The organism is Pontivivens marinum, assembly GCF_900231835.1.
Classification (GTDB): domain Bacteria; phylum Pseudomonadota; class Alphaproteobacteria; order Rhodobacterales; family Rhodobacteraceae; genus Pontivivens; species Pontivivens marinum.
In genome coordinates this window covers 512,913-529,632 of the sequence record NZ_OCTN01000001.1, presented here as the reverse complement: position 1 = coordinate 529,632, position 16,720 = coordinate 512,913, and the positions used below count along the sequence as shown (strand labels likewise).

The following is a 16,720-nucleotide window of genomic DNA, read 5'->3' as shown; positions in this document are numbered from 1 at the left end:
TTTGGTGGCAGACGTGAACGGGTGGTCGTCACCTGATGCTGCGGATATGTCACCGGCGCGCAATAACTGGCTACGCCTACGCACGGTAATTGGCCTGCGGTGGGGAGCGATCGGCGGGCAGCTATTGGCTGTGCTTATTGCCCACTTCGTTCTGGGCATCGATCTGGCGTTCGAGCTGTGCGTCGCAGTGGTCTTGCTGTCGCTTGCTGTGAACCTCAGCGGGACGATTGTTCTGCCTGAAAACAAGAGGTTATCGGCGGAATACACGGCGGCGATCCTGCTGTTCGACCTATTCCAATTGGCGATCATGCTGTACCTGACGGGCGGGTTAACGAACCCGTTTGTGGTGCTGATCGTGGGGCCTGTGGTGATCGCGGCATCAGCGCTGCCTGTTGTGCAAACGGTGGTGCTGGGCGGCGTTGCGCTGTGCCTGACCTCGGCGCTGGGGTTCTGGTATCGCCCGATGACGATTGCGGGTAGCGAGGTTTTGGACCTGCCCGATATCTACCTGTTCGGGATGTGGCTGGCCGTGACCATCTTCACGCTGTTTTTCGGATTTTACGCGGCGCGGGTGACGCGGGACAATAATGCCATGTCCGAGGCACTGGTCGCCACGCAAATGGCGCTATCGCGTGAGCAGCGCCTGTCCTCGCTAGGCGGGGTGGTCGCTGCCGCCGCGCATGAGCTGGGAACACCGCTGGCCACGATCAAACTGGCGGCGGGTGAGCTGGCCGATGACCTCGCTTCACTGCCGGATGCGGACCCCCGCTTTGCCGAGGATGCGCAGTTAATTCGTGCGCAGGCAGATCGCTGTCGGGATATTCTCGCGGATATGGGGCGCGCCGGTAAGGATGATTTACACCTGCATTTCGTCCCGCTGGAGGCCCTGTTGCATGAGGCCGCCGAGCCGCATCTTGATCGCGGTAAGGAGGTCATCTTCCGTCTGGATGGCCACCTGGAATCGGTGCGAATGCTGGAACAACCCGTTGCGGCCCGCACGCCAGAGGTGGTCCACGGATTGCGTAACTTGGTGCAAAACGCGGTTGATTTCGCACAGACAACTGTTTGGATCGATGCCTCATGGGATGATGACCGTCTGCGCATTACGGTCGGCGATGACGGGCATGGCTATCCTGAGGATATGATTGGCAGATTGGGCGATCCGTTTCTGGGGCGGCGCAAGCGCAGAACATGGTTGCGGCCGGGATATGAGGGGATGGGGCTGGGCCTGTTTATCGCGAAAACCTTGCTCGAACGCTCGGGCGCGGTGCTGACCTTCACTAACGGAACGGAGCCAAAACGGCGGCGTGGTGCGCTGACGGAACCCGATCTCGCGAATCCTCCCGGCGCTGTGGTCGATGTGCAATGGCCGCGTGAGCTGATCGCTCCGCTAAAGGATGCCTCGCGTGCCGCATTGGGACAGAACAGCCGAAATGACGAGGAGCAGGTTTAACGCTTCGTTAATCAGTACCTCGGATGCTGGTGTTCCATTGTGGGACCGGAGCAGCGTCATGTTCATATTTTCCAACCTGAACGTTCTTGCGGTTTCTGCACTCGGAATATTTTGTACTGCGCTGTTGATCTTAGCGCTGCGGCAGTGGCGCGTGAGCTTCCGAAAACAGCCGCCGTCAAGAGAAACGCTTTTTCGGCTGAGTGGTGATGTGCTGACAGGTGCAGATGTCACGCGGGATGTGGACGTCTTTGCCAGCGACTTTGTTGAGGATGCGCGCGCGCCTTTGTTGCGTGCGATTTCAGCCCTTCAACAGACCGGTGCAGCCTTTGATCTTGTCGGCGATGATCATGAGGGGCGGCATTTGGAGGTGATGGGATTCGTTCACGGGGCAGGTGCATTTGTCTCGGTGCTCGACATCACATTGCGCGAACAGGCCGCGCGCGTCCGACAGGATGCAGCGATTGCAGCGGCGGATTTGGCCGCGCGACATTCAGATATACTTGGCCATGCACCCTATTTGCAGTGGCGAATGGATGCGTCTGGTGATGTCGTATGGTCTAACTTGGCAGCAATGCAAAAACGCGGATTGCATCCAGCTATACCGAAACTTCTGGCGCAACGAGCCCATCGGTTGCCGATTGGTGAAGCCGCTGAGCAGCATCGAATGTCCGTGCAGCCGGATGATGAAGGCGCACCGATTTGGTTCGACGTTACCTTGGTTGCCCGTCAGGACGGTGTGATCCTCGGCTATGCTATCGCAGCAGACCGGATCATGCGAGCGGAGGCCGCGCTGAGCCGATTTGTCGAAACTTTGACAGAAACATTTGCGCATCTACCCATCGGATTGGCGATTTTCGATCGCGATCGTGAACTTGGCCTGTTTAACCCCGCGCTGGCGGATTTACTGCGGCTAGATCCTGCATGGCTTGCGGGGCGTCCAACCTTGGCGAGCTTTCTGAACCACCTGCGAGAACGGCGCGCCCTGCCGGATCAACGCGATTTTCGACAATGGCGTGAGCAGCTGATCACATTGGGGCGCGATGGCGGTACGCAGGATTTCGCGGAGGTCTGGGTCCAGCCCTCGGGCCGTACCCTGCGCGTGGTCGGGCGTCCGCATCCACAGGGCGCGGTTGCCTTTTTGCTGGAGGACATCACCCCCGCAGTCACATTAGAGCAGCAGTTTTGTGAGGGGATGACCCTGCGCGCGGCGGCGTTGGATGCACGGCCTGGCACGCATCTGATTTTTGACATCAGCGGTGCGGCTGGGTTCGTTGGCGCTGATTTCTCGAAACTCATGGGGGTGCCGATTTCATCCGACAGTCTGTCCAGTGCTGGTGCGATTCACGAGGTGCTACGCCATTGTCGCGCAACCTTTGGTGCGGCCCCTATCTGGGACCGTGTACTAAGTTATGTTGTGGGCAGAGCATCCGAGACGGAGCGCACGCCGATGATTGTGCCGCTGCAACGCGATGGGCAGGTGCTGAGTGTGCTGGAACTGCACCCCTTGCCCGGTGGCGGAACGCTGCTGTCCTTCCTGCCGCCAACCGCCGTAGCGGAGGTGCCCAATCGCAGCCTGCGTCGTGCAGTTGATTTGGCGTTGGAGCAGGCGCGCAACTTGACCGAACCCGCCGATATATCGGTTGCCGTTGCTGATGATGGCGCGGGGCAATTGCCGTGCACCCAACAGGACCTGATCCGTCGGGCGGGCTACAACATGTTGCTGGCTGCGGTCGATGTGGTGCCTGCGGGGCATGGCGTCACGCTGGACCTCTCCCATGATGAAGCGCAGGCGATTCTGACGCTGCGTGCAGATGTGTCCTTGGCTGATAGCAACGAAATAGGTGCGACTTTGCCGATTTCACTGCTGCGTCGCTATCTGTCGGATGTGCAAGGACAGGTTGATGTGGTGCAGGGCGAAAGCCTGTGCATACAGGTGCGCATTCCACGCGCAGCCCTTGCCGGTCGCGATGTGGGCGGGCCTGTGCAATTAATGGCCGGCATTCCCGCGCAATAGATCGCCGTAACCTGTTCCTGTCCGGCATCGGGTCTGCTAAATCGGGCTATGCCTCACACCACGCCAGATTACCGTTTGACCCTTGCTGACCCTGACGCAACTGATGCGTTTGCGCAGCGGATCTCCCGCCATTTATCGCCGCCGGATTGCGTCTTGCTGTCCGGTGCGATTGGCGCTGGGAAATCACATTTTGCGCGGGCCGCCATTCGCGCTATGACCCATGCGGAGCAAGACGTTCCGTCGCCCACCTATACGCTGATGCAAAGCTATGAGGCGCAGCGCAGCCCGATCTGGCATATGGACCTGTACCGTTTGGGTGAGCCGGAGGAGTTGATGGAACTTGGCCTCGACACGGTGCTGGACGACGCGATCTCGTTGATCGAATGGCCAGAGCGGTTGGGCAGCCTGACCCCCGCAAGGCATCTACACATCACCATATCGCAATTGGGCGAGGGGCGGCAGGCGCAACTGCGCTTTGCCGGTGCGGGTTGGGGCTCGCTACAACAGGAGCTATCGCAATGAGCGATCGGGATGCATTGGCCCTCGATTTTCTAGACAGCATCGGGTGGGGGGATGCGCATGTTGCCCCCTTGGCCGGTGATGCCTCGAACCGTCGTTATCTGCGAGTCAACGGGGCCAAGGCCGCAGTGCTGATGGATGCCCCCCCGGAGAGGGGTGAGGATGTCCTTCCCTTCGTGCAAGTGACCGAATTGCTGCATGCTCGTGGGTTCAGCGCGCCGATCATTATGGGGTCTGATCCGCAGAATGGCTTTTTGCTGCTGGAGGATTTGGGCGATGATCTGTTCGCCCGTGCCGCGGCAACGGTTGATGAGGGCGTGCTGTACAGTGCCGCCGTGGATTTGTTGGTCGAGCTTCAGACGGAAGCGGCGCCGGAGAATTTGCCCCCCTATGATGCCGCGACATATCTGCGCGAGGCGCAATTGCTGACCGAATGGTACGTTCCGAGGGCAGGGCGCACTGTGGATTCCGCGCAGTTTGATGCACTGATACAGGCGGCATGTGCCCCGCTGGCCGGTGCGAATTCCGTTGTTTTGCGTGATTATCATGCGGAAAACCTGCTTTGGCTGCCCGACCGGCAGGGAACAGCGCGGGTTGGATTGCTGGACTATCAGGACGCGCTGGCGGGGCATCCGGCCTATGATCTGGTTTCGCTGCTGGAGGACGCGCGCCGCGATACCTCTGCGGAATTACAATCGGCGATGATCGACCGGTTCGTGCAGGCAACCGGGGCGGAGCCAACTGAGTTTCTCGCCGCCTATGCAACCGTGGGCGCGCAGCGAAACATCAAGATTCTGGGCATCTTTGCACGACTGTGGATGCGCGATGGTAAGCAGGCCTATCTGGATCTGATGCCCCGTGTGTGGGCGCATCTACAGCGTGATTTGGCGCATCCGGCCTTGGGCGATCTGCGCGACTGGATCGCGGAAAATGTGCCTGCGCCGACCCCCGAAATCCTCGCGCGAATTCGGGCCGCAGGATGAGCTTGCCTGACGTTGCCATGGTTTTCGCGGCTGGGTTCGGCACGCGGATGGGGGCGCTAACCAAGGACGTGCCAAAGCCGCTGTTGCGGGCCGGTGGCGCGACCTTGCTGGATCACGCGCTGGACCGATTGGCGCGGGGGGGCGTTTCGCGGGCTGTCATCAACACTCATTACCATGCGGATCAGGTGGCGCAGGCTGTGGCGCACCGCTCTGCGCCTGCCGTGCATCTGTCCTATGAGCCGGATATTCTGGAGACAGGCGGCGGAATGCGCGTGGCGTTACCGCATCTGTCCGATCCGGTTATAAGCGTGAACCCAGATGCGATCTGGGCGGCAACTGCCGATCCGCTATCGGTTCTGAAGCAGGCATGGCGTCCGCAGATGCAGGCCCTGCTGTTACTGGTGCCGGTCGCGCAATGTCGGGCCTATTCGCGGGCCGGTGATTTTGACCTCGCCGCGGACAGCCAGTTGATCCGGCGCGGCGCGGCCCCTGCGGCCCCCTATGTTTATTCCGGTTGGCAAATATTGCGGACCGAGCGGTTGCACGATGTTGCGGAGGAGAAGTTCTCGCTCAACGTGGTGTGGAATGCGATGAATGCGGCGGGCGGCCTGTTTGGTGTGATCTGCGATCAGCCATGGGTGGATGTTGGTACACCCGCCGGATTGCAGGCCGCGGACCAGATTTTGAGTGAGGGTGAGTGATGTTCGATCCAATCGATGGGCTGCGTGTTTTTACGGTTCGGGCAGGGGCTGATTTCGCGGCCACATTGAAGGATGGTTTGGCCACGCGGATGCAGGGAATGGACCCCTTTGCGCGGGCGGGGGTTACGATCCGCCTTAACACCCGCCGTGCGCAGCGCGTGCTTGAGGAGCGGATGGCGCGGGATGCGCGCTTTGCCGGACCCATGCCACAGATCGGCGGGGCGGAGTCGCTTCTGAGCCTGCCGGATTTACCACATGCCGTCGATCCGCTGCGGCGAAAGCTGCATGTCGCGCGCCTGATCGGTGGATTGATCGCGCAGGAGCCGGGCTTGGCCCCGCGCGGTGCGCTGTTTGATCTGGCAGAGCGGTTGCTGGACCTGCTGGATACGTTGCAGGCGCAGGGGGTTAGCCCTGATCGCCTCGATCTGCTGAACCTCGATGATGTGTCTGCCCATTGGCAGATTTCGGCGCGCTTTATGCGGCTGATGTGGACGCTATGGCCGCAAATCCTGCACGAGGCAGAACCCGGCCATGCCGATCCAGAGGTTGCGCGCATGGCCCAGATCGCGGCGTTGGAGGAAGCATGGGCGGTTGAACCGCCTGCGCATCCGCTGATCCTAGCCGGTTCGACCGGATCGCGCCCATGGATGCGCCGCCTGATGTGTGCCGTTGCGCGGTTGCCGCAGGGGGCTGTGATCCTGCCCGGTTATGATGCTGATTTGCCCGAGGATTTGTGGCAGAAAACGGACCCACCCGCCTTGCCTGCCGATCATCCGCAATCCGGTTTGGCGCTGGCGGGGCATGCGCTGGGGGTTGATGTTGCGACCCTGCCGCAATGGTTTGGTGGGCGAGACAGCGATGCGCGCAGCCGCCTGATCTCTCTGGCGCTGCGCCCTGCGCCCGTCACCGATAGCTGGCTGGCCGAGGCTCCTGAGCGGTCCGTTGAGGTGCAGCAGGCCACAACCGGCATCTCGCTGATTGAGGCCCCGGCTGAGCGTGAGGAAGCCACCGCAATCGCCTGTGCAATGCGCGATGCGGTTGAACAGGGCAAAAGCGTAGCGCTGATCACCCCCGACCGTGACCTGTCGCGGCGGGTTTCTGCGGCGCTGGATCGCTGGCGGCTGATCCCTGATGACAGCGCGGGCCGCCCGCTGCATCTGACGCCCCCCGGTGTGATGCTGCGGATGTTGCTGAATATGGTCGGCACGGTGCCACAGCCCGCCGCGTTGATTGCGCTGCTGAAACACCCGCTGGTTGGTGGCGCGAGCGAGGCACGCCGCCTGCATCTACGCCGTGTGATCGGCCTGCAAACGGGCCGCGATGTGCTGGCCACGCCTGAGGCAGATTGGCAGCGGATCATCGGTTGGGCCGAGGATCGTAAGAATGACGACGACGCCACCACATGGGCGTGCTGGTTGCAGGACTGCTTTGCCCCGCTCAGTGCCCTGTCAGATACGGATACGCCTGAGGATATCCTGACCACGCTGCGCATGGTTGCTGACCGCCTGTCGCGTGGCGTGGCGGATGATGTGCCTGAGGTCTGGCGTGAGGAAGCGGGCCTTGCCGCTGTTACTCTGCTGGACCGGTTACAGGGCGCGGTGGATGCGATGGCGGGGCTGGCTATGGCCGATACCGTGCGCTTGGTCGAGGATGAGCTGATCGCCGCACAGGTGCGCCGCGCGGCGTTTCTGCCCCATCCCGATGTGCTGATCCTTGGCGCGCTGGAGGCACGGATGACCCGCGCCGATATCACCATCCTTGGCGGGTTGAACGAGGGTGTCTGGCCCGAGCGTCCAGCCCCCGATCCGTGGTTGAGCCGTAAAATGCGCAGCGAACTTGGCCTGCCCATGCCGGAGCGCGATACCGGCCTTGCTGCGCATGATTTCCAGAATGCGATCAATGCGCCCGAGGTCATCATAACCCGCGCCGCCCGTGCCGGTGGTGCGCCGACCGTGGCCAGCCGCTGGGTGATCCGCCTGACCAACCTGATCGCCGGTTTGGGCGATGATGGTAAGGCGGCACTGAAATCGATGTCGCATCGCGGCGACCGGTTTTTGGATATCGCCCGTGCGCTTGAAAAACCTGAGGCTGAGATGCGCCCCGCGCCGCGCCCAATGCCCGCCCCCCCTGTCGCGGCGCGTCCGCACGAATTGCCGGTCACAGGGGTGGAGGTGCTGATCCGCGACCCCTACGCCACCTATGCCCGCTACGTGCTGGGCCTGCGTGCGCTGGACCTACCGGGGCGTGAGGCGGATGATCGTGAGCGTGGAAACGTGTTGCACAAGGTGATGGAGCGTTTCGCCCCCGATCTGAACGGTGCGGAGGGTGCCGCGGCGCATGCGCTGTTTGCACGGACCGCGACCGAGGTTCTGGACAAGCTGGTCCCGTGGCCCGCAACCCGCGCCCTGTGGCATGCCCGCCTGATGCGGGTGGCCCCTGTATTGGTTGAGCGTGAAATTGCACGGCAGGTCGATGCCCGCCCTGCCAAAACCGAGGTAAAGGGCCGTCGGCAACTGCCCGCGCCACCCTTTACCCTGACGGCCAAGGCAGATCGGATTGATCTGGCGCAGGATGGCACCTTGCGCATCTACGACTACAAATCCGGCAGCCCGCCCAGCCCGAAGCAAATCCGCACCTATGCGTTGCAATTGCCCCTACAGGCCGAAATTGCACGCGCTGGCGGGTTTGAGGAAATCGACGCGGCGGATGTGTCCCGCCTCGAATATATCGGCATGGGGGCGGGTGCCAAGGTGCAGCCGGTGGATGAGGATCAGGACGCCACCCGCGATGCGTGGGACCGGTTTGCCGAACTGATCGCCGCCTATGAAAACACCCAACGCGGCTATCCGGCGCGGCAACAGCCTGCTCTGCTTAGCTATGCATCCGATTATGACCACCTGTCCCGATTGGGCGAATGGGATGATGGCGATGATGCCGCTTTGCAGGAGGTTGGCCAATGACATTGAGCGATGCAAGCCGTGCCCAAAACCGCGCATCTTCGCCCGCTGGCTCTGCATGGGTTGGGGCGAATGCCGGCTCTGGCAAAACACGGGTGCTGACCGACCGCGTGGCGCGATTGCTGCTGCACGGTGCCGATCCGCAGCGCATTCTGTGCCTGACCTATACCAAGGCCGCCGCGGCGGAGATGAAGAACCGCCTGTTCAAACGCTTGGGCGCATGGTCGATGATGCCTGATGCCGAATTGCTTGAGGAGTTGGCGCAGCTTGAGGAAACCGGTGAGGTTGATTTGGGCAACGCACGGCAGCTATTCGCCCGCGCATTGGAAACCCCCGGTGAGCTGAAAATCCAGACGATCCACGCCTTTTGCGGCACCATCCTGCGGCGATTCCCGCTGGAGGCAGGCGTCAGCCCCAGTTTCCGCGAAATGGACGACCGCGCCACGCTGGCCCTGCGTACTGAGCTGTTGGATCAGATCGCGGAGGTTGAGCCCGATATCTTTGCCGCTATGGCAGTGCATTGCCCCGGTGACGGGCCCGAGGGGCTGATCAATGCCATCCTCAGCCAGCGCGATGCCTTTGCCACTCCTTTTGATCCTGCTGCCTTGGCTGATGAACTGGGCGTGTCACTGAACGGACCACCGATGCAGGTCATGGGACCGGATGAACGCGATCTGCTCAGCCGCTTGGCTGATGCGATGGTTGCTGTTGGCACGGCGAACGAGAAAAAGAACGCTTTGCCCAAGGTGCTGAACGCCATGCAAGCCCAGGGAGATGAACCGGTTGAGAGCTTGCTGCTCTACGGTGAAAAGACCGACAAACGGGACCATCTGGCCAAGGTTGATAAGTTCGCCACCAAAAAGGTGATGCAGGCGCTGGACCCCGCCGATGTGGAGGAACTGAACGAGCTGGCCATGGCGGTGGAGGCCGCCCGCAGCGACCGCTTGGCCCGCGCCGTGTTGGAGCGCACGCAGGCCTTGCACGACTTCGCAGACGTGTTCCTGACCCGTTATGACGAGGCGAAGGCCGCGCAGGGCATGCTGGATTTCGACGATCTGATCCTACGCACGCGCAGCCTGCTGACCCGCCCCGATATGTCGCAATGGGTGCTGTATAAGCTGGATGGCGGGATCGAGCATATCCTCGTGGACGAGGCGCAGGATACCTCACCCCGCCAATGGGATGTAGTTGAGGCGCTGACGCCAGAATTCTACGCTGGTGAAGGGGTGGAACGCCGCGAACGCACCCTGTTCGTTGTGGGTGATGAAAAGCAGTCGATTTACTCGTTTCAGGGCGCGCAGCCCGCAGAATTTGGCCGGATGCGCGAGGTTTTTCGTGGGCGGCTGGGGGCTGCTGATAAACCGTTTGGTGAGGTGGCACTGGACGTGTCCTTCCGCTCCGCCGCGCCGATTTTGTCGCTGACAGATGAGGTTTTCGCCCCCACGGATCGTGGCGGTGTAAGTGATGAGGTAATCCATGCCGCCTTTGACGATGGCAAGGCAGGCCGCGTTGATCTGTGGCCGTTTCTGGAAACCGAAAAGGACGGCGTAGAGGTCCCGTGGTGGGAGCCCGTCGACACGCCATCGCCGGATCGCGCCGACCTACAGCTTGGCCGTTACATCGCCGCGGAAATCGCGCGTCTGATCGCAGGCGGCACCTTGATCCCCAGCCCAGATGGCCCGCGCCCGATGACGCCAGGGGACATCCTGATTTTGCTGCGCAGCCGCGGCCCGCTATTCCATGCGTTGATTGGCAACCTCAAGGAAGCAGGCGTTGCCGTTGCCGGTGCCGACCGTGTGAAACTGGGTGGCGAGCTGGCGGTAAAGGATTTGCTGGCCCTCATGCGCTTTGCCGTGACGCCGGATGATGACCTGTCGCTGGCGGCGGCGCTGCGCTCGCCCCTGTTTGACGTGGATGAGGACGCGCTGTTCCGCTTGGCCCATGGCCGTGGAAAATCTCGCCTGCTGGGCCGGTTGCAGGACGATCCGCAGCACAAGGCCGTGGCCGATTTCCTGCAAGAGGTTCGCGACGACAGCGATTTTACCCGCCCGTTTGAATTCCTCGACCGGATTTTGACGCGCCGGGATGGGCGCAGGCGGTTCATCGCCCGCTTGGGGGCGCCGGCGGCAGAGGGCCTGGACGAATTGCTGGCACAGGCGCTGAACTATGAGCGGACCGAACCCCCGACCCTCAGCGGTTTTCTGGATTGGTTGGAGCCCGATACCCTCGATATCAAACGCGAATTGGGAGAAGGCGGCGATGCCGTTCGCGTGATGACCGTGCACGGGGCCAAGGGGTTGGAGGCACCTGTCGTCATCCTGCCCGATACCGCACATCGCAATCGTAAGGCCGCGCCGCCGGTGCTGCCCCGTGATGATGCCGCCCCGATCTGGCAGGCCAGCCCTAATAGCGATGTGGAGGCAGAGGCCGTCGCCGCGCATAAGGCCCGGGATGATCGTGAGCGGGAACGCTTGCTGTATGTTGCGCTAACCCGTGCGGAACATTGGCTGATCGTCGCCGGTGCGGGTAAGCGCGGCAGCGATGCGGACCCTGCATGGTACGATATGGTTGAACAGGGGATGATGGACCTAAGCGCCACGACGCACACCGCCCCCGATGGGTTGGAGGGGCCATTGCTGCGGCTTGAAAGCCACTGGTCCGGCGGCACCTCCACCGCAATTGTTGCTGAGGCAGCCCCCGCGCTGGTTGCGCTCGATTGGGGCCACGTTGCCCCGCCGGTTGCGGATCGCTTGCTGTCGCCCTCTGGCATGGATGGGGCGCATGCTCTGCCTGGTGAGGGCGAGGAGGCCGCACGCGCATTGCTGCGGGGTGATGTGACCCACGCACTGTTGGACCTGCTGGGGCAGCGGGACCGCGCCGCTATGGCCGCACCACTGTTGGATCGATTGCCGTTAGACATGCAGAGCGATGTGTTTGACGAGGTTTGCGCCCTGTTGGACACATCTGAGCTGTCGCATTTGTTTGGAGCGGATGCGCTGAGCGAGGTGCCCGTTTCCGGCACAGTGGGTGGGCGCGCGGTCTTTGGCCGCGTTGATCGCATCGTGCGCGACGGCGATCGCATTTTGATCGTGGATTTTAAAACCAACCGTGTGGTGCCCGATCAGCCCGAGGATACGCCCGAGGCATTGTTACGCCAAATGGCGGTGTATCGTGCTGTTCTGGCTCCGACATTTGCCGGTAAACAGGTGGATGTCGCCATCGTCTGGACCGCCGCGAAACGCATGGATGTTATACCGCACGAGGTTGTGAATGGGGCACTGTTACGGGCGGGCCTCTCTTGACCCTCTGGCGGTGCCTCCCTAGGTTTGGCATCGAACACTGAAACACCCCCTATATATTCTCTGAAAGGAGCCACATCATGGCCACCGTAAAAGTCACCGACGACAGCTTTGAAGCCGACGTTCTGAAATCCGACATTCCTGTTGTTGTAGATTTTTGGGCGGAATGGTGCGGCCCGTGCAAGCAGATCGGACCGGCTCTTGAGGAACTGTCCGCTGCTTACGAAGGTCGCGTAAAGATCGTTAAGGTCAACGTGGATGAGAACCCCAACTCCCCTGCACAGCTGGGCGTTCGCGGCATTCCTGCTCTGTTCATGTTCAAGGGCGGTCAGGTTGTGTCGAACAAGACTGGCGCAGCACCAAAGGCTGCATTGCAGGGCTGGATCGAAGAAAGCATCTAAGCTTCGATCCCATAGAATACGGAAAACCCGGCCATTGAGCCGGGTTTTTTGTGTCGGATGCTAATCTGGTACGTTGTCAATGCCGGACCCGCCCAGCGGATGACATCGCGCGATCCGTCGCGCGGCCAACCAGCCACCACGTACCGCGCCATGCTTGGACAATGCCTCCAGCGCATAGGCAGAGCATGTGGGCTGATACCGGCAATTATGCCCGACATATGAGGAGAAGGTCACCCTGTACGCGCGTACAGGCAGGGAGAGAAGCCATGCGCCCGGGCTCACCGGTGCAGCTTTCCCAATGCGGTGCGAAAATCATTCAGCAAATCGGCAAAGTCACGATCCGCAGTTTCTGCACGGCGTCCGATTAGAACGTAATCATATCCCGCATGGCCAAGTTCGGGCAGCAGGGCGCGGGCAACCTCACGCAAGCGACGCTTGGCGCGATTGCGGGCAACGGCGTTGCCGACCTTTTTGGAACAGGTATAGCCAACCCGCATCGCCGATGCAGAGTGTTCATTTTCCGCACGTTTTCTGGCCTGAACGACCATGCCAGTTGTCGCCTGACGGCGGGCACGGGCGGCCTTCAGAAATTCGCTACGCTGCCGTATGACGGATAGCGTGGGCGTTTCGTGCGAGCATGACAAAGCCGCCGGGTGCTCTGACCCATTAGGTGCAGCATCCGGCGGCGAAATCATCATCGACCTGATATCAGGCGCTGAGGTGCTTACGACCCTGTGCGCGACGCGCGTTCAGGATCTTACGTCCGTTTTTAGTCGCCATGCGGGAGCGGAAACCGTGGCGCCGTTTGCGGACCAGGTTGCTCGGCTGGAAAGTACGCTTCATATCTCGTCTCCTCGCCCTATCAGGGCCTTCCAGATCGTGCCGGGGCGGTATGCCCTGCGGCGGTGCCGATCCGGTCTATCGGATTCGTCACCCTAATTCGTGTGAGCCGCTTCGATATGACGGGCCTAGCGGGAAGTCAATTCCCTTGGTCCGGTTTTGTGCGCGGCGTCATCACTTGCGCGTCTTTGAAACAATTCCTCGCGCTTGGTCAACCCAACGTGAGGGGGGCTATCGCGACACATCATCGCTGTGCAGATGTGCTGTAACGAGATGAAACCGCCACTCAAAGGGTGCAAAATGAACGATACGAAGAAAGAGGGCATCACGCTCGGCCGCGTTGCCCCTGTGGCGGCAATCATTATTGCGGCGGTGCTGGGATTTATTTTTCTACGCGATTACCTCAGCTTCGAGGCATTGCGTGAGAATCGCGAGGCGCTGCTGATGTGGCGTGACGACAATTATGTGCTGGCGGCGATCAGCTTTATCGCGCTGTATATCATCGTCGTCACGTTTTCCCTGCCCGGTGCGGGGGTGATGACGCTGACCTCGGGATTTCTGTTTGGCATCATCGGCGGAATGGCATTTTCGGTCATCGGGGCGTCGATTGGCGCGATGGGGCTTTTTCTGGCCGTTCGCTTCGGTCTAGGGGAATTTCTGTCGCAACGCATGGATGAGTCAGGCGGTCGAATCGCCAAGATCAAGCACGCCTTGAACGAAAACGAGATCAGCGTGATGCTGTTGCTGCGTCTGCTGCCGATCTTTCCGTTCTTTGTGGTCAATGTTGTGCCCGCGCTGGTTGGCGTGAAATTCCGCAACTTCGCGCTGACAACGGTGGTGGGGATCATTCCGGGCAGTGCGGTTTTTGCATCCATCGGCAATGGCCTGGGCCAAGTTTTCGCACGGGGCGAGGACCCTGATCTTGGCATCTTGTTCGAGCCGCACATCATCGGACCAATTCTGGGGCTGGCGGCGCTGTCCGCTCTGCCCATCGTTATCAAGGCTATTCGCGGTGGCTCCGCCCTGCCGATTGAGGAGAACTGAGAATGACTAAGCGTATTAAGACCGATATCTGCATTCTGGGCGCCGGTTCCGGCGGGTTGAGCGTGGCCGCAGGCGCCGTTCAGATGGGAGCAAAGGTTGTCCTGATCGAGGGCGGCAAGATGGGCGGCGACTGCCTGAACTATGGTTGCGTCCCGTCCAAGGCGATGATCGCCGCGGGTCATCACGCCCACGCTCAGGCCCATTCCGCCGCGTTTGGTATCGCAAATGTGGTCCCGCAGGTCGATTACGCCGCCGTGAAGGACCACGTGGCCAGCGTGATCGGCGCAATCGCCCCCAATGACAGCGTTGAGCGGTTCGAGGGTATGGGCGTTGAGGTCATTCAGGATTACGGCACCTTTATCTCGGAAACCGAGGTGCAGGCAGGCGACACGTTCATCGAGGCGCGTCGCTTTGTGATTGCCACTGGCTCCTCGCCCTTGGTGCCCCCGATTGAGGGGTTGGATACGGTTGAATATCACACCAACGAGACGATCTTCGAGCTGCGCGACGCGCCTGAGCGCCTGATCATCATCGGCGGTGGCCCTATCGGGATGGAACTGGCGCAGGCGCATATGCGGCTAGGTATTCCTGTGACCGTGCTGGAGGGCGCAAAGGCGCTTGGCAAGGATGATCCGGAGCTGGTGGCCATCGCGCTGGACCGTATTCGCGCGGATGGCGTGGTGATCGAGGAGGGGTTCAAAGTCTCTCGTGTTTCGCAGCAGGATGGCATCACTGTGCACGCCGAGGATGGCCGTACAGTGCAGGGCTCGCATCTGCTGGTCGCTGTGGGGCGCAAGGCGAATATCGCCAGCCTCGGGTTGGATAAGGCCGCTGTGAACCATGAGCGTGCGATTGAGGTTGATGAGGGGCTGCGCACCTCGAACCGCAAGGTTTACGCCATTGGGGACGTTACCGGTGGCCTGCAATTCACGCATAAGGCGGGTTATGACGCGGGCATCATCATCCGGTCCATGCTGTTTGGACTGCCGTCAAAGGTACGCACGGATCACATCCCGTGGGCGACCTATACAGACCCTGAAATCGCGCAGATCGGACTGACCGAAGCGCAGGCGTCAGAGAAGCATGGCGATAAGCTGGAGGTGCTACGCTTTAAGTTCGATGAGAACGATAGGGCGCAGGCGGAGCGCCGCACAGAGGGCCTTATCAAGGTTATGGTCGTGGGTGGTAAGCCGATTGGCGCCTCCGTCGTTGGCCTGCGTGCAGGCGAGTTAATACAGCCCTATGCGCTGGCCATTGCCAACGGGCTAAAGATTTCGGCGCTGACCAATATGGTATCGCCCTATCCGACGATGACCGAGGTCACAAAACGCGCTGCGGGTCAGTATTACGTGCCGCGTCTGTTCCAGAACGATTTCGTCAAAAAGGTCGTCCGGTTTACGCAGAAATACCTGCCATAAGTTAAGAACCGGTTTCCTCGCGCCAATGTCGGCGGCAAAGCGACACATATGTTTCATTGCCGCCGATCTGCACCTGCTCACCCTGCGTCATGGTTTTGCCGTTTTCATCATGGCGGATCACCATCGTCGCTTTGCGTCCGCAATGGCATATAGTCCTGATTTCACGTAAAGAATCCGCGATGGCCAGCAGGGTGGCAGAGCCGGGGAAAAGCTCGCCCTGAAAATCCACGCGCAGGCCAAAGGCCATGACGGGTACATTTAAATCGTCCACGGCGCGGGCCAGTTGCCAGACCTGATCCTTGGTCAAAAACTGGGCCTCATCCACGAAAATACAGGCGAGTTTCTGGGTTTTTAGATGATCCTCAATGCGGGCAAACAGGTCGTCCTGTGGCAGGTAAGTTTCTGATTCTGCACCTATTCCAATGCGGCTGGCGATGCGCCCCTCACCCGCGCGGCGGTCCAGATTTGCGGTCAATAGGAAGGTGTCCATGCCACGTTCGCGGTAGTTATAACTGGCCTGAAGCAAAACCGTGCTCTTGCCTGCGTTCATGGTGGAGTAGTTGAAGTAAAGCTTTGCCATCGTTGAATTTTCCCAGCACGATCTAAATTGTACCCTTTGGTCAAAATGACGCACTATGTTGTTGACAGTGAGGCGCAGGACGCCAAATCTAGCGCGAAATAACAAAAATAAACGTAGGCGACCATGTTCGATTCATCCACAGTCGAGGCAGGCACCACCCATTTAGGTGTGGTGTGGCTGCACGGACGCAACGGCGTTAGATTTCGGTTTGAAGTCAGGGACTTGCACGTTCCGGCCCCTGGCGCGGTTGAAATCCAGTCCAACATTCGTGGTGGACGCTATACGTGGTTGCGCCTGGGCCCCAGCGGCCAGACCGTGCCGCACCCCAAGGCCAGATATACCCTGACCCACCGCCCCGCACCCGGCGATAAGCTGAGTGTGGCAGAGGTCATTGAGGCGCTGAAAACCTGAGGCTGCTTTGTGGCTGCGCAGTGGCTGCTATCGGTATGCGCAGTGATTTAGTCGGGTTTATGAGTGGTTAATGGCTGCTGTGCAGCATCGTCCACAATTT

Annotated in this window: 15 protein-coding genes; 11 read left to right on the top strand and 4 right to left on the bottom strand. The window is 60.7% G+C overall.

Features of this window, described 5'->3' with window-relative positions:
- The first annotated feature begins 13 nt into the window (after positions 1 to 13).
- The 8 genes from regB (at position 14) to trxA (ending at position 12,327) form a co-directional block, all read left to right on the top strand.
- Positions 14 to 1,453, top strand: coding sequence for a sensor histidine kinase RegB (regB, locus tag CR254_RS02645; RefSeq protein ID WP_245851354.1), 1,440 nt, complete (start codon positions 14 to 16; stop codon positions 1,451 to 1,453).
- A 208-nt stretch (positions 1,454 to 1,661) separates the two neighbouring features.
- Positions 1,662 to 3,467, top strand: a complete 1,806-nt coding sequence (locus CR254_RS02640; protein WP_180955864.1) for a PAS-domain containing protein — start codon at positions 1,662 to 1,664, stop codon at positions 3,465 to 3,467.
- A gap of 75 nt (positions 3,468 to 3,542) precedes the next feature.
- Complete coding sequence (tsaE, locus tag CR254_RS02635; protein ID WP_180955863.1) at positions 3,543 to 3,989, top strand: tRNA (adenosine(37)-N6)-threonylcarbamoyltransferase complex ATPase subunit type 1 TsaE; 447 nt, start codon at positions 3,543 to 3,545, stop codon at positions 3,987 to 3,989.
- Positions 3,986 to 4,969, top strand: coding sequence for an aminoglycoside phosphotransferase family protein (locus tag CR254_RS02630; protein WP_097928248.1), 984 nt, complete (start codon positions 3,986 to 3,988; stop codon positions 4,967 to 4,969). Before tsaE ends, CR254_RS02630 begins: the two co-directional genes overlap by 4 nt.
- Positions 4,966 to 5,670, top strand: a complete 705-nt coding sequence (locus CR254_RS02625) for a nucleotidyltransferase family protein (RefSeq protein ID WP_097928247.1) — start codon at positions 4,966 to 4,968, stop codon at positions 5,668 to 5,670. Before CR254_RS02630 ends, CR254_RS02625 begins: the two co-directional genes overlap by 4 nt.
- Positions 5,670 to 8,630, top strand: a complete 2,961-nt coding sequence (gene addB, locus CR254_RS02620) for a double-strand break repair protein AddB (RefSeq protein ID WP_097928246.1) — start codon at positions 5,670 to 5,672, stop codon at positions 8,628 to 8,630. Before CR254_RS02625 ends, addB begins: the two co-directional genes overlap by 1 nt.
- Positions 8,627 to 11,929, top strand: coding sequence for a double-strand break repair helicase AddA (gene addA, locus CR254_RS02615; RefSeq protein ID WP_097928245.1), 3,303 nt, complete (start codon positions 8,627 to 8,629; stop codon positions 11,927 to 11,929). The genes addB and addA overlap by 4 nt, the downstream gene beginning before the upstream one ends.
- A 77-nt stretch (positions 11,930 to 12,006) precedes the next feature.
- Positions 12,007 to 12,327: a thioredoxin gene (gene trxA, locus CR254_RS02610; RefSeq protein WP_097928244.1), complete on the top strand. Its 321-nt coding sequence runs from the start codon at positions 12,007 to 12,009 to the stop codon at positions 12,325 to 12,327.
- 60 nt (positions 12,328 to 12,387) lie between these two features.
- On the opposite strand, the gene yidD is transcribed toward trxA, so the two are convergent.
- The 3 genes from yidD to rpmH are packed head-to-tail and all read right to left on the bottom strand — an operon-like array spanning position 12,388 to position 13,170.
- A complete protein-coding gene (gene yidD / locus CR254_RS02605) occupies positions 12,388 to 12,609 on the bottom strand; it encodes a membrane protein insertion efficiency factor YidD (RefSeq protein WP_097928243.1) in 222 nt (73 codons plus the stop codon).
- Complete coding sequence (rnpA, locus tag CR254_RS02600; protein WP_245851414.1) at positions 12,606 to 13,019, bottom strand: ribonuclease P protein component; 414 nt, start codon at positions 13,017 to 13,019, stop codon at positions 12,606 to 12,608. Before rnpA ends, yidD begins: the two co-directional genes overlap by 4 nt.
- A gap of 16 nt (positions 13,020 to 13,035) precedes the next feature.
- Positions 13,036 to 13,170, bottom strand: a complete 135-nt coding sequence (rpmH, locus tag CR254_RS02595; RefSeq protein WP_097928241.1) for a 50S ribosomal protein L34 — start codon at positions 13,168 to 13,170, stop codon at positions 13,036 to 13,038.
- A 297-nt stretch (positions 13,171 to 13,467) separates the two neighbouring features.
- On the opposite strand from rpmH, the gene CR254_RS02590 reads away from it, so the two are divergent.
- Both CR254_RS02590 and CR254_RS02585 read left to right on the top strand, forming a co-directional pair.
- A complete protein-coding gene (locus CR254_RS02590) occupies positions 13,468 to 14,211 on the top strand; it encodes a TVP38/TMEM64 family protein (protein WP_245851352.1) in 744 nt (247 codons plus the stop codon).
- 2 nt (positions 14,212 to 14,213) lie between these two features.
- Positions 14,214 to 15,629, top strand: coding sequence for a dihydrolipoyl dehydrogenase family protein (locus CR254_RS02585; protein ID WP_097928239.1), 1,416 nt, complete (start codon positions 14,214 to 14,216; stop codon positions 15,627 to 15,629).
- Between the two features lies 1 nt (position 15,630).
- Here CR254_RS02585 and CR254_RS02580 read toward each other — a convergent pair whose 3' ends face one another.
- Positions 15,631 to 16,209 carry a thymidine kinase gene (locus CR254_RS02580; protein ID WP_097928238.1) on the bottom strand — a complete coding sequence of 193 codons (579 nt, stop codon included), beginning with the start codon at positions 16,207 to 16,209 and terminating at the stop codon, positions 15,631 to 15,633.
- 123 nt (positions 16,210 to 16,332) lie between these two features.
- Here CR254_RS02580 and CR254_RS02575 point away from each other — a divergent pair, with 123 nt between their 5' ends.
- The gene (locus CR254_RS02575) at positions 16,333 to 16,620 is read left to right on the top strand and encodes a hypothetical protein (RefSeq protein WP_097928237.1); all 288 of its coding nucleotides are present in this window, start codon (positions 16,333 to 16,335) and stop codon (positions 16,618 to 16,620) included.
- The last annotated feature ends 100 nt before the right edge of the window (positions 16,621 to 16,720 follow it).